Origin of the sequence: Paraburkholderia rhynchosiae, assembly GCF_002879865.1 — a bacterium.
Lineage (GTDB): Bacteria > Pseudomonadota > Gammaproteobacteria > Burkholderiales > Burkholderiaceae > Paraburkholderia > Paraburkholderia rhynchosiae.
This window is the reverse complement of record NZ_PNXY01000046.1, coordinates 26,769-39,400: the sequence shown is the minus strand read 5'-3', so window position 1 is coordinate 39,400 and position 12,632 is coordinate 26,769. Positions and strand designations below refer to the sequence as shown.

The 12,632-nt window shown below is 59.2% G+C and carries 12 protein-coding genes; 1 reads left to right on the top strand and 11 read right to left on the bottom strand.

Going from position 1 to position 12,632, the window contains the following annotated elements:
- Nucleotides 1-307: 307 nt before the first annotated feature.
- The 3 genes from C0Z16_RS33615 to C0Z16_RS33605 form a co-directional block, all read right to left on the bottom strand.
- A complete protein-coding gene (locus C0Z16_RS33615; RefSeq protein ID WP_102636315.1) occupies nucleotides 308-1,381 on the bottom strand; it encodes a porin in 1,074 nt (357 codons plus the stop codon).
- Between the two features lie 161 nt (nucleotides 1,382-1,542).
- Complete coding sequence (locus tag C0Z16_RS33610; protein WP_102636314.1) at nucleotides 1,543-2,985, bottom strand: MFS transporter; 1,443 nt, start codon at nucleotides 2,983-2,985, stop codon at nucleotides 1,543-1,545.
- Between the two features lie 236 nt (nucleotides 2,986-3,221).
- Complete coding sequence (locus C0Z16_RS33605) at nucleotides 3,222-4,145, bottom strand: dihydrodipicolinate synthase family protein (protein ID WP_102636313.1); 924 nt, start codon at nucleotides 4,143-4,145, stop codon at nucleotides 3,222-3,224.
- Between the two features lie 186 nt (nucleotides 4,146-4,331).
- Here C0Z16_RS33605 and C0Z16_RS33600 point away from each other — a divergent pair, with 186 nt between their 5' ends.
- Nucleotides 4,332-5,276 (top strand): LysR family transcriptional regulator, encoded by a 945-nt coding sequence (locus C0Z16_RS33600; protein WP_102636312.1) that lies wholly within the window; start codon nucleotides 4,332-4,334, stop codon nucleotides 5,274-5,276.
- Between the two features lie 214 nt (nucleotides 5,277-5,490).
- Here C0Z16_RS33600 and C0Z16_RS33595 read toward each other — a convergent pair whose 3' ends face one another.
- The 8 genes from C0Z16_RS33595 to C0Z16_RS33560 all read right to left on the bottom strand — a co-directional run bounded on the left by C0Z16_RS33595 (nucleotide 5,491) and on the right by C0Z16_RS33560 (nucleotide 12,578).
- Nucleotides 5,491-5,946, bottom strand: a complete 456-nt coding sequence (locus C0Z16_RS33595; protein ID WP_102636319.1) for a DUF3788 domain-containing protein — start codon at nucleotides 5,944-5,946, stop codon at nucleotides 5,491-5,493.
- Nucleotides 5,947-6,115: 169 nt separating this feature from the next.
- Nucleotides 6,116-6,622, bottom strand: a complete 507-nt coding sequence (locus tag C0Z16_RS33590) for a YkgB family protein (RefSeq protein ID WP_102636311.1) — start codon at nucleotides 6,620-6,622, stop codon at nucleotides 6,116-6,118.
- Between the two features lie 653 nt (nucleotides 6,623-7,275).
- Nucleotides 7,276-7,746, bottom strand: a complete 471-nt coding sequence (locus C0Z16_RS33585) for a pyridoxamine 5'-phosphate oxidase family protein (protein WP_102636310.1) — start codon at nucleotides 7,744-7,746, stop codon at nucleotides 7,276-7,278.
- A gap of 158 nt (nucleotides 7,747-7,904) precedes the next feature.
- Nucleotides 7,905-8,600, bottom strand: a complete 696-nt coding sequence (locus C0Z16_RS33580; RefSeq protein WP_102636309.1) for a glutathione S-transferase N-terminal domain-containing protein — start codon at nucleotides 8,598-8,600, stop codon at nucleotides 7,905-7,907.
- Nucleotides 8,601-8,755: 155 nt separating this feature from the next.
- Nucleotides 8,756-9,673: an NADP-dependent oxidoreductase gene (locus tag C0Z16_RS33575; RefSeq protein WP_102636308.1), complete on the bottom strand. Its 918-nt coding sequence runs from the start codon at nucleotides 9,671-9,673 to the stop codon at nucleotides 8,756-8,758.
- Between the two features lie 65 nt (nucleotides 9,674-9,738).
- Nucleotides 9,739-10,284 (bottom strand): carboxymuconolactone decarboxylase family protein, encoded by a 546-nt coding sequence (locus C0Z16_RS33570; RefSeq protein ID WP_102636318.1) that lies wholly within the window; start codon nucleotides 10,282-10,284, stop codon nucleotides 9,739-9,741.
- A 188-nt stretch (nucleotides 10,285-10,472) separates the two neighbouring features.
- Complete coding sequence (locus C0Z16_RS33565) at nucleotides 10,473-11,108, bottom strand: nitroreductase family protein (RefSeq protein WP_102636307.1); 636 nt, start codon at nucleotides 11,106-11,108, stop codon at nucleotides 10,473-10,475.
- Nucleotides 11,109-11,621: 513 nt separating this feature from the next.
- On the bottom strand, nucleotides 11,622-12,578 hold the full coding sequence (locus C0Z16_RS33560; protein ID WP_102636306.1) for an AraC family transcriptional regulator: 957 nt from the start codon (nucleotides 12,576-12,578) through the stop codon (nucleotides 11,622-11,624).
- Nucleotides 12,579-12,632: the final 54 nt, after the last annotated feature.

Here is a 12,632-nt window from a genome sequence, read left to right as displayed (position 1 = left end):
CGGCTCGTCAGACGGGCATCGCCCAGATTTGCCGCGCCGAATTCGATGTCGGCCCAGTCGTCCTGGTCATCCTGATTGTCGGTCGAAGGCAATTACGTGTAGTTCCTGTGGCGGTGCCTCAAGTTAACACCGCCTCAAGCTGTTTACAAGCGCTATCCCCGCGCAGATGTGGGTAATCCTGAGGTCCGTGGCTGGGCCATATCAGACGAGAATTGGAACGGCATCGGGACGGGGTGTCCTGGAGGTGGATGTCAGTGTCGCAGGGGTGCGAAAAAGCAGGAAGCGACGATAAAGAAACGAACGCTACCTAGAACGTGTGCCGAATGCCGACGGCAAATGTGTTGCCAATGGGATGGTCGCTAAGCTTGTCAATTGAGTAAATCGCGTAAATGTCCGTCCGCTTGGACAGCAGATGGTCGTAACCGAGAGCGGCAGTGTTGCGAAGGCTGTTGGTCGTATGCGTGGGCCCTGACCGTTGCGTGCGCGCCCACTCTGCGAGCAGAAAGTCAGCCGGTGAGAAGGGGATCGACAAACCCGCCTCATAGGTGTGGCTGCCCGTAGGTGTACTCACGTCACTTGTCATCGCCCACGCCCCGTAGAGCGTCACGACCTTGAAATCGTACGCTGCGCCCGCGAGATAGGCATACTGCGCTCCCACCGGCCCAGCTGCGGTGTACCGCACGCGCTGGCCGGACAGCACCGCCGTGAGGCCGTGACCTTGATAATTCAGGTGAACGCCGAGGTTACCGATGCCAGGTGAACCCGCAGCGCCACCAAGGCCGTAGATTACCGTTGCGCCAAAACCCTTCAGGTTCGAGGTCGTGTACTTGGCAGTGTTATTCCACACCGTATCTCCGATAATCGTGCCCCCATAATTGGCCACGAACGTCTGGACAACGAGCGGGGAAAAGACGACAGATGATCCGAATGGATTGACGAGAGATTCTGCCGTATACATCGGATTTCTTTGCCGCCCCAAGGTTAACTGGCCGAAGTCGCCTTTAAATCCCACGTACGCATTGCGGGACCAGAATGGGTCCGCCGCACTGCGACCCAGCGCGCCGTTTTGGGGCTGAAAGAAGCTCTCAAGGGCGAAGATGGCGCTGACGCCGCCGCCAAGGTCTTCGTTGCCGCGGATTCCCCAGAAGGAAGTGGTGAGTCCGCCGCTCCCCATCAGTACCGCAGATTGCGGCATGTCGCTACGTTTGAGACTCCCGACATAGGTGCCGATGAGGCCATAAAGTTGGACCTGGGAGCCGCTATCTGCTTGTGCGTCGACAGAAGTCAATGCCAGACCTGAACAGAAAAGCGCCGCAATGCCAAGCCTGGTGCCGACTTTCCGCGCAGGAAAGCGGGCGATTACCCGTTGTGACTTCTTCATTTCGGTTGTCTCCATTCATGTTCTAGTTAGTACCACTGATTAACCATCTTTGAGTGACGGCGCGTGCGCAAGCATGTCGCAGAAGCTAACAGGTGTTAGGAGCCAGGCAGCTCCTCCCCTTGAGCCATGTCAGGAGAAGGAGCCGTCAGGAACGCGCGTGGCTACGGGGAAATCTCTTCAAGAGCGCGATTGGTCGTCTCCACCATTCGGGCAGCTACGAAGAAGCCTACTGCACTGACCACGGCAAACATGATGAATACCGCAGCGATGCCTTTCCCTGTCAACACAACGCCGACGATCGCTGGCGCGGCAGCAGACGCTGCTCGCAACCAGGAAGTCGCGAGACCAGTACCGATGGCGCGCATCCGGGTCGGATAGATTTCAGGGGTGTAAAGGTACAGAAGTACGGTTGTGGTTGCCATCACAGCGTAGGCCGAGGATCCCAGGAACATCACTGACCAGGCGCTGCCCGCTCCATGAATGCCCAGAGCGGCGAGCAGTATTGCGCTGACGATGAAGCATGCCATGGCCCAGCGGCGGCGCCCTACCCGGTCAATCAACAACGCGCAGGCGAGCACCCCGCACGTGCTAAGGACATTGGAGATGGACGCCATGTGAAGCGATTCTTGCAAAGGAAGATGGTAGACCGTCCGGTAGAGGCTGGGCAGCCAGTTGTTAATGCCATTGGCCACAAAATAAGAGCTCGCCCAGAGCAACCACACGACAACGGTGCGTCCTCTGTAGAACGGGGAGAAGAGTTCTTTCCAGCTTCCCTTCTTCTTCGACTGAAGTCCGTTCAGAAGGCTCACAATGCGCTCGTCAACCTCGGCACTCTGCGTTTGCGCGTCGAGGCTGCGCTTCGTCGTGCTTGCCTCCAGACGCTCGATGATTCGTTCCGCTTTATCGAAACGACCCCTTGCAATGAGCCAGCGCGGCGATTCGGGAAGACGGGCGATCAGGATCGCTACGGCGATGCCTGGGATCCCGCCGATGAGGAACATATACTCCCAGCCGAAGCGGGGGACGATGAAGGCACCGAGTTGCGCGGCCGCAAGGAGACCCAGCGGGAAAATGAGTTCGTACAGGATGAAGAAACGTCCCCGGCCGTGGGCTTGAGACAGTTCGTTGATGTACGTGGCCGCCACTGGCACTTCTCCGCCCACTCCGATACCTTGCAGGAAGCGCATCAAAAAAAGCATAGGCAAGTTGCCCGTAAAGGCGCATACGATGCTCATTGCCGACATGGCACCGACCGTTATCGTGGCGCTCGGCACCCGGCCAATGCGCTCGGCAAGCCAACCGAACACCAACGCTCCTACGACCTGGCCCAGATAGCCGGCGGCAATCAGCGCGCCAATCTCGGCGGCAGAAAGATGCCAGAGGCCGACGAGCACAGGAAGCACGAAAGCAAGCGAGAGGGCATCAAATGCGTCAAAGAGGGTCGCGCTGCCCATGACAATGCGTGCCTTGGTGTGCCACCTGCAGAACGGTACGTTCTCGATGCGGAACAGCAGGTTCGCTGCACGCAACTGCTCGCCGACGGTGCGTGTTTCGCTCTCCGGTTGACCAAAGCCTACGCTGTAAGCGGTCGAAGGGGTATTCATGCTGTCTCCTGTAAGGCTGCATTTTATGGACCCTCGGTCTTTTTCTGTTTTGAAGCACCGATCGCGCTTTTTATCTTTTGTGTCGCGGCTGCGGAGCTTTTTCGGTCGTTTCACGATCCTGTTATGGGCGAGGCGCGGAACGAGGTGTCGCGCGTCGCCGTTATTTGCTAACGCTGATAGCGAAGCGATGCATCGCTTCGCTATCGTCATAAGGCTATGGGTGCACAGCTCCTCCGTCAGTCGACGAGGCCCGCAGAACGAAGCGCGTCAGTGATCTCAACGTCCGCGCCTTCCGCGAGCGGAAGCAACGGCGAACGCACCGTCGCATGCTCGAGGATGCCTCGGGCAACGAGACCGTGCTTGAGTGCAACGGTGCCTTCCATGTGCGAGCCACGGTGGTACACGCTGCGCGTCACGGGCAGAAGGCGATCATGGATCGCGCGAGCTGCCTGGTAGTCTTTCGCCTTGCCTGCTTTGATCAGTTCGATGAGCGGCTCGGGAGCCAGGCCACCGTAACCGACAAGCGCACCGTCAACGTCGAACATCGTATGGAGCAGATATTCGTCGTGGCACGTCAGGATTTGCAGTTCCGGACGCTCGCGGCGAATGATGGGGATCTCCACGTCCCAGCGGCGCATGTTGCGCACGCCGTTCTTCATCGCGAAGACACCAGGCTGTGCGGCGATCTCCAGTTGTGTTTCGAGGTTGTAAGTCGCCTTGGTAGCATCCGGGTACTGGAAAAGAATCAGGGGCAGTCCGCTGCCTTCGTAGATGGCACGGTAACGGTCTTGCGGTGCGCCCTTCTGGTAACCGAAGCGCAGCCAGCCGTGCGACGGGTATACCAGACCGGCCGACGCGCCGGCTTCCACGGCACGCTTCGCTTCTTCCACTGCCACTTCAGTGCCTTCCAGCGTGATACCGGCGATGACCGGGATCTTGCCGTCAACGGACTTCACGAAGCTCTGGATGACCTCAGCCTGTTCTTTCTGTGTGAGGAACGTGCCTTCGCCAGCGTGGCCAAGAACCGTCAGACCTTTAACCCCCTCGATGCCGCCGAGCCACGAACCCAGCCGTTGAATTGCTGCGTGGTCCACCGCACCGTCGCGGGTGAAGGGTGTAACGGGTGCCGGGACCAAACCGCGCAGATCGATCGCTTTCATGACGTCTCCATCCAAATTGAGCTTTTCGGCTCCTCTTTTCGAGAGAGGAGAGCCCGCTGCTCGTTTCGCTTGAAGCCGGAACAACGGTGCATGCGTTGCAGTGTAGTGAGGCGCGCCCTATGCGGGAACAGCTGGAATGGACATTTCAGCTATACTGAATCGACATATCCCAACCGGGGCTAACGAGTGGACTATGCTGCCTGGAAGCTGTTCATCGACGCCGCAGAGCTCGGTAGCCTGAGCAAGACCGCGGTTGCCTATGGGACAACTCAGCCGCACATCAGCCGTCAGATTGTTCAGCTTGAGCAATACTGCGGTGGCCGTCTGTTTCAGCGGACGGGGCGAGGCGTGATACTGACCGAATTGGGGGCGCGTATCGCCCCGCGCGTAAGGGCATGGCTGGCCAGTACGGCACAATTGTCAAACGACATCCGCAGTACGGCAGGAGAGCCGATCGGCGTGGTCAGAATCGGGATCCTGCCCTCAACCGCGCATCCGCTTGTGAGCACCGTTTACCATCGCCTTCGAGAGCGTTATCCCCTGGTACAACTACAGGTGCGCGAAGGTCAAGGTGCGTTATTGGAAACGTGGTTGGAAAACGGCAGTGTCGACCTCGCGATCCTTTTTCGAAACAGTCCGACGCCCAAAAACGGTGACGAGTATCTGGTTGAGGCGGCGACTTACCTGGTCGGCGCAGAGGGCGATCCTTTGTTAAAGCAGTCCACGATCGCTTTTTCAAAGCTCGACGGTATTCCACTGGTCTCTTTCTGCCGCCCCAACAGCTGGCGCGACCGACTCGAGCAAATTGCCGGCGAACATCGGATCTCCCTCAACTTCGCGGCGGAAGCCGACTCTTTGAGTCTGCAGGCGCATATTGTGGCCGACGGCGGGATCTATGCATTGCTCGGACCGTACGCGATTGCCAACCTTGAAAAAGAATGCCGGCTGCAGGCGTCAATGGTGGTCGACCCTCAAGTGCCTCGTTTCATTGCGCTTGCCATGTCTCCCCACGGCGAACTGACGCTTGCTTGCCGTACGGTCATGCAGCTTACCAAGGAAATAGCGCGTTCGCGGAACCTCTCGTCCGACCTCCAACTGGGCATGTCCGCAGCCTTTTTGCGTTCCGTCTAAAGGGGCGAACCCGGCCCGCATCACTGGGTACAGCTTTATCCCTGACGATGTGGACTACCCAACCAGGCCGGACGTTTGCTCATCGTTGTGCAGGCCTGCGAAGGGGCGCGAGACTAACGAAGTTCGGCCGCAAATCCGCAGCAACGTCAGTACACCGTAACGTCCGTGTTATCGAGCCCAAGACATGTCGCTGGTTTGAATACTTCCGTGGCTTTCAACCGAATGAAGCTATAGGGCGCTTCATACTCATAAGCTGTGTCACCTCATGCCGGTCATCCGCGGACGAGATCGGAACAGTCAGCCATTTCCCGTCAGGGTATGCTCGGGCTTCATCGTAGAGCCTGACCAACTGTGGGCTCCAGAAATAACGCCGCGCCTCAAATTTTTCTCGCTCAGCTCGCCCCAAGACCACCAGAACCGAAAATAGCTTGTATGCCGGCAGCAAGGTGCAGAACGCCTTGGTCTTTTTGTACCGAAGGGACCAACCGCGTTTCTTGCCACCATAGAGCCAATCTGGTGCGAAAACACCGGGGTAGGATGCCTCGATCCAGCCCTGCACCTCGGCCCAGTGCTCAGACGCCTCCGGCCCCATCCAGTCGCGGATAGTATCCTCATCGGGCGGTGAAGATTTGTCGGTGATCCTGTCGCCGATCTGGGGGGACTGTTTCACGTTGCTCTCCTCTTCCTCTTCATGGGTGAATGTTCCTGGTGGTGCCGGTCTTTTCATTGCCGAAGATCTTTCATGAGCCTATCGCAGGCGATTTAAATGCTTTGCAAGACATTCTCATATCTTCTCCAGGCCGAATAAGCCGGTCCGAATGTCCGGCCTTCTGTTCAGGTCACGACTTCTGAGCGTTAGGCCACCGGCCTTGTACAGATGCCAGTAGAAGGGAAAGTGATGCAGCGAGCAGAACGAGATCCTTAAGCAAAAACTGACCAGGTAGCGCTGAAATGGCCGGAAATCCACCCGCCGTCGCTTCTGCTACTCCGGGCGTGCTCAGGAAGAAGGTAAGCGTGATCAGATAGGTCGCAGCAGACATCGCCGCTCCCAATGCGGAGAAAATGGGCTGAAAGGCTCCGATAATCAGCGCTGCTGCAGTCGACAGCTCAAGTAAACCTATAACGTCACTTGCCCCTTGAACTCCGAATACGGCGTGCAACCAGCTCATGATGGGGCTGTTGACGATGAACGGAGCAATGCCGTTGGCTTCATAAGCCGTGAATTTCATTGCGCCGAACCACAGAAAGATGACCACGAGCGCCCATCTGAGCAGGGCCAGGCCAGAGAGCGATCCAACGCTCTTTTCAGCGATTTGAAGACGGAACTGATTTGCGCGAATGTTCATTTTGGGTTTCCAGATTCAGGTTGTTCGTCGGGTCATTAGGAGCCTCCACTTTAGGCCTACCCTATTCCGGTTTCGAGACTCCATTTGCTCAATAAAGTATCGAAAAGGATCAAAGCGAAGAGACGATCATTGCTGCGGCCACGTTGCGGGATGGCACGATACGAGCCGTTTCGTCGAGTCGTGGTTCAAATACGTGCGGGTATTAGACGAGCGCGTCGAGGATCGCTTGCCCGAACAGATCGGAAGGAAAATTCCGATCCCCACAGATCTGGAATAGCTGCAAGCAGGTGTGCTTTTCGGACCGTGCGTCATTCCGAGATCTGGCGAAACGCCCCGCGCCCGCGCGTCAGTCGAATAGTTTGCGGTACGGGATGAAAGGCGAGCGATTAGCGATGCGGTCGTAAAGCCGCACGCCGCCGCGGAATCCGGACTGACGCGCGGCCGTGGCGGAACTGCAACGCGCAATCGGGCGATCTGCGCCGACAATCCGCCGGACACGTTTCGTCGGCCGACAAGAGCCGCCCTTCTGGCGGACGATCCGCCCTTTTCGCCTGATGAGACCGACCGATTCCAGAAGTCCGACGCGGCATTGACAGCTCGAGGGGGCATCAGGAGAATCGCGCCCGTGAACCTCCGGCACGCGTACCGCGCGCCTATTCCCCGATGTGTTTCACACCGTACTTTCTATAGTACGTTATCCTGATCTCGTCCTGACTTCGAGGAGGGTCGGCGAAGACATGCGCAGGCGACAACAATGGGGTAATCAAAGTGGTTTCGATCTTTGCGACGTGATCGACAGGATATTCGAGGCCGTTCGTCGCCTGAACCCAGTCCGCGATCGTCAAATACTCATCATCGCCTGGTGGCAGTATCAACGCACGGCCCTTGAATCGATAACCGCGCCTCTGGAAGATGTCGACTACGTTAATCTCGACGGCGGGGTTGCGCCTCAAGTTCCGTATTGTCTGAGGCGACGCGATATCGGCGAAGTAAAGAACACCGTTCCTGACCGTCAAGGACGCCTTCGGCGAAAGACTGGGTGTCCCGTCCTCGTTGACTGTCGCGACGAACGACAGTATCGCCTCCTTGATGATCGCCTCCACGTCGGCGTTGATTTCAATCATAGATATCCTCGCTTTAAAACAATTTGAGCGGCTCCATGCATCACTCGCCAGATCTCATCGAATGTTTATCCGGCAGCGACGACGGTTCGGTCTTCATGGACTTCTCGTTCTCTGTGTCAGCTGATCTTTGCGCTTCCCTGTTTCATGCCGACCTTGCTTCAGGCCGCCGTCACTTCCAGCCCGCGCTGCACCGCCGGACGCGCAAGACCACGGTCGAACCAGCGCTGGACACGCGCGAAGCGTTCGAAACCGACGAGTTCGCGCGCTTCGTAAAAGCCGATCAGGTTGCGCACCCAGCCGAGCAGTGAAATATCGGCGATGCTGTAGTCAGCGCCCATCACCCAGTCGCGGCCCGCAAGCCGTTGGTCGAGGACACCGAGCAGGCGCGCTGATTCGTTTGCGTAGCGGTCGCGCGGGCGCTTGTCCTCATAGGCTTTGCCGGCGAATTTGTTGAAGAAACCAACCTGGCCGAACATCGGCCCGACACCGCCCATTTGCCACATCAGCCACTGGATCGTTTCGTAGCGCGTGCTGGGATCGGTGGACAGCAGCCGCCCCGTCTTGTCGGCGAGATAGAGCAGGATCGCTCCCGACTCGAACAACGCAAGCGGCCGTCCGCCCGGACCGTCAGGATCAAAGATCGCCGGAATCTTGCCGTTGGGGTTGAGCGCGATGAATGCCGGATCGTGGTTCTCGTTCGCCATGATGTCGATACGATGCGCCTCATAGGCAAGGCCCGTCTCCTCCAGCATGATGCCGACCTTCACTCCATTCGGCGTCGGTAACGAAAAGAGCTGGAGCCGATCCGGGTACTGCGCCGGCCAGCGCGTGAAAATTGGATGATGGAGTCTCATTTTTTTCCTGTTTTCCCCGGGTATGCGGGTCGAGCCAGCCATGGACGGGACATGGCCGACTCTTCCGCCTGGATCGGTGCCGGGGTGATCGCCGCCAGGCGAACGGAGAACCATGATGCATAGGGAGGGCAGAACTGTTCGCCCTCCCGGCTTTGTCATGGACGAACGCGGATAATCGTCTTCCCGCTGATCCGTTTGGCCTCGTTGAAGGTGGCGACGGCGTCATCGAGGTTCGAGACGTTGCCGATGTTCGTGCGCAGTCGTCCGTCCCGCACCCGCTGGACGATCTCACTCAGCTGCACGCGATCGGACTCGACAACGAAGTCAACCGCCAGGCCGTCGGCAGGTCGCGCCTCCGTCGGCCCGGCGAAAGCCACCAGCGTTCCCCCGGCTCGAATCAGGCCTGCAGAACGCTTCGCGATGTCACCGCCGAAGACATCGAAAACCAGATCGACGCCGCCAACGTCTTCCAAGGCGTCGTTCTCGAGATCGACGAACTCCTGCACGCCGAAGTCGAGCGCCGTCTGACGGTGGGCAGCGCGTCCGGTGCCGATAACGTAGGCGCCGTACTCACGTGCGAGCTGGGTTACCATCGACCCTACTACGCCCGCCGCGCCATGCACGAGGATGCTCTGCCCCGCCCGAAGGCGGCCGTGTTCGAACAGTCCCTGCCAGGCAGTCAGGCCCGGCATCGCCAGGCTCGCGCCCACCGTGAAGTCGACGTCACCCGGCAGCGGCGCAAGGTTGCGTGCCTCGACGGCCACATACTCGGCCAGGGTGCCGTCGCGATACCAGTCCGTAAGGCCGAACACCCGCTGCCCCACTGACAGCCCCGTCGTGCCATAGCCGAGGGCGGTGACCACTCCGGCCAGCTCGTGCCCAGGGATCGACGGTGCGCGGTCACGGCCTTGACGATCGGTCCAGGTCGAGGGCCACGTCAGCTGATTCCAGGTGAACCCTGAGGCATGGACTTGAACGACGACGTCGTTTATCCCCGCCCCCGGCTGTGGCCGCTCTGTCAGCTGCATCCCCGCAGTTCCTGCGGCCTCGTTCGTCACAATGATCGCCTTCATCGTCCCTCTCCTCGTGAGTGGTACACCGTCCTTTCGGGATCCCTTCGCAAACGGGTGACCAGATTTCAGATCGAGCCGGCCGGCGCAACAGCGGGAAAGTCCTTCTCGGGATCGAACACGTTATTGAAAAAGTTCGTCAGCGAGTACATGGCCACCAGCGCGACGATCTCCATCACGTTTGCATCGGTGTAACCCGCACCGCGAACAGCTTCCAGATCGGCGTCGGTGACCTGCCCTTGGGTTTCGACGACTTTGCGCGCAAACTGGACGGCTGCATCCCGCTTCGGGTCGGTAGCGTGGCCCTTCCGGGCGAGCATGATTTCATCGGCCGGCAGCCTCGCCATGTGCTTGGCCGTAAAGCTGTGAACCGTCAGGCAGTAGTTGCATCCGTTCACTTCGGAGACAGCGAGGCCGATGCTGTCACGCGTCTTCACGTCGAGTGCCTTGCTCAAGGAGCCGAGCAGGGTCGCCCATGCGTTGAACGCGATCGGGCTCTGCGCGAAAGCCGCCATCATATTCGGGGTGAATCCGATATTTTTGGTGAACGCATCGAGTGTCGGCTTCGAATCGGTCGGCACCTGATCCTGCTTTAAGATAGTAGTCCTTGTCATCATAGTCTCTCTAAAGTCACTGGTTTCACTGGTTGAGGATAGTTCATGTCGGAACCATTCCCTCGGCTTACTTCGTGCCTGGCCCCGGGTCGTAGCAGGTCAGGCCTTCAAATGGGAGCTACCTTACGCTAGCCTCCCGTTTTTGCGCCCCTCGGTCGTTCCGTGCGATCACCGCCGCGACGACCCACCTATACGAGCGCCAGCACATCGGCCAGGGGACGGCGCGGCTTCTGCGCCCAGTTGCCCGGACGCTCCGCTCCTATGGACAACAGCATGACCGGCACTTCGTCCTCGGCCAGTCCGAACTCGCGGTGCACCGCGTCGGCATCGAAACCGATCATCGGCGTCGAACCCAGGCCCAGTGAGCGGGCCGCATAGATCATCGCCGACGCACCGAACGTCGCCGTGCGTACGGCCTCGTCGCGCCGGCGCTGCGGGTACGCCATGTACAGATTGCGTGCGGGGGTTTCCCATTCCGGCACCATCGCCGCCGGCATCACGCCCGCTTCCACCAGCGGAGCCAGGCGCTCCGGAATGACACTGGTATCGACCAGCTGGCCGCAGACGATGAAGGTAACGGCCGCATCGGTGATCGCGGGCTGGTTCCAGGCAATCGGACTCAGCCGCGCCTTCGCTTCGGGCGTGCGTACCGCGATGAAGCGCCAGTTCTGCAAGTGGAAGGACGTCGGCGCCGTGGTGCCAATGCGTACGAGTTCGCGGATCTGGTCGTCGCTCAAGGTCGCGCAAGGGTCGTAGTACTTCGCGGCGCTGCGGCCCAGGATACATTCGATAACTGCATTGGTCATGGTGATTCCATTATTCATGGTGATTTCTATGGCATGGAGATAGATTGCGGTACACGAGTGCTTTCGTTCTACACAAAGCTACTGTCATTCACGGTTCTGAAACCCGATACCTGCTCACTCAGGTCGCGATCATTGCGGCGGATAGTCCGCGTCGGCCCGACGCAAAAGCAGGTGATCGACGTTGTCCAGGCAAATGAAGCCTCTTCGGGCGCCGCTGGCGGATTCGATCGCGGGAATAGGGATTCGGCTCATGGTGCGAGGTCTTCATCAGGTGGTTTGGAGTCTCCACTTTAGGCCTGCCGGACACTTGTTTCGAGACTGGATCTGCTCAATAAAATATCCAAAAGGATCAAGTCAACGCAGACGGTCGATCCCTCAGTTCTAAACACGGGGTGGGGTATGCCGTCTGGTCCAGATCGAGGTTCACGTGCCGCAGGTATAGACAAACGCGTCGAGGGTCGCTTGCGCGAATGAGCGGTCGCTCGGCGCATCGAGGCTTCGCGCCGAATGGGAAGCGATAATTTGCGGCCATTACTGGCGCTTGCGTGCGAGACGGCGCCATTGACCCGGCGTCATGCCCATCCTGTCGGCAAACAGACGCCGGAATGACGACACGGATTGATACCCTACCGATTCGGCGACGGCCTCAGTCGTCATCGTCGGCTTCTTCAGCTCGTTTGCAGCCAGGCTCATACGGATATCGGTCAGCAAGTCGATGGCGGAGCGCCCTAGCGTGTCCTGGAAGTGCCGCATGAAGGTGGCGCGCGACATGCTGCACAAACCTGCCAGGTCAGGCAGACTCCAGGGCTGCGCGGGATCGGTGAACATGGCTGAAAGGGCCGGAGCCAGTCGCGGATGAGCGGCGAGCGCTAACAAGCCTGCCGGGGCCCGTCCGGATTCGCTCGCCTCGCGTAGTACGAGCGTGAACAGCGCCGAACTGAGCGCGTTCAGGATCGAGTATCCACCCACCTTGTCGCCCCTGGACTCGTCGCGCATCAGCCGCACGAAAGCGGCAAGGTGGTTCGAAGCAGACGCGATACCTGTTTCACCATCGCTTTCCATGGTCCGTACCACCAGATTTGTGGGCAGGTAATTGCGGATCAGACGATCATGGGGCGGTCCAATGAAAAATCGCCCGCATAACATGTCCAGACGCTCGCCCTGGCCGTCATTCTCGCTGACCGTCAGTCCGCCAGCGCCTTCGCTTTCGTAAGTTGGCCCAGCCGCGTGTCCACTGCCATCGTGCAGAACATGCGCCGACCCGTGCGGCAGCAGCACGATATCTCCGGCTACCAGTTCCCTCGTCGTCTCTGTCTCCGGATCCTCGATGATCGCCCGGCCTTTGAGCACCACGTGGTAGGGAATCTCATGCGCCGCGGACTGCGGCCACGCCACGCGCCATGGCGCACCGTAGGTGCAACGCACCTCCGGTCGGCCGGTGATGGTGATCATTTGCAGCAGGTGGCTGAGCCAGTCGACTTGGGACATAAGATTCCGTTACGCCTCGGCAAGAAAAAAGATCAGGGCCGATCTGGCTACCGC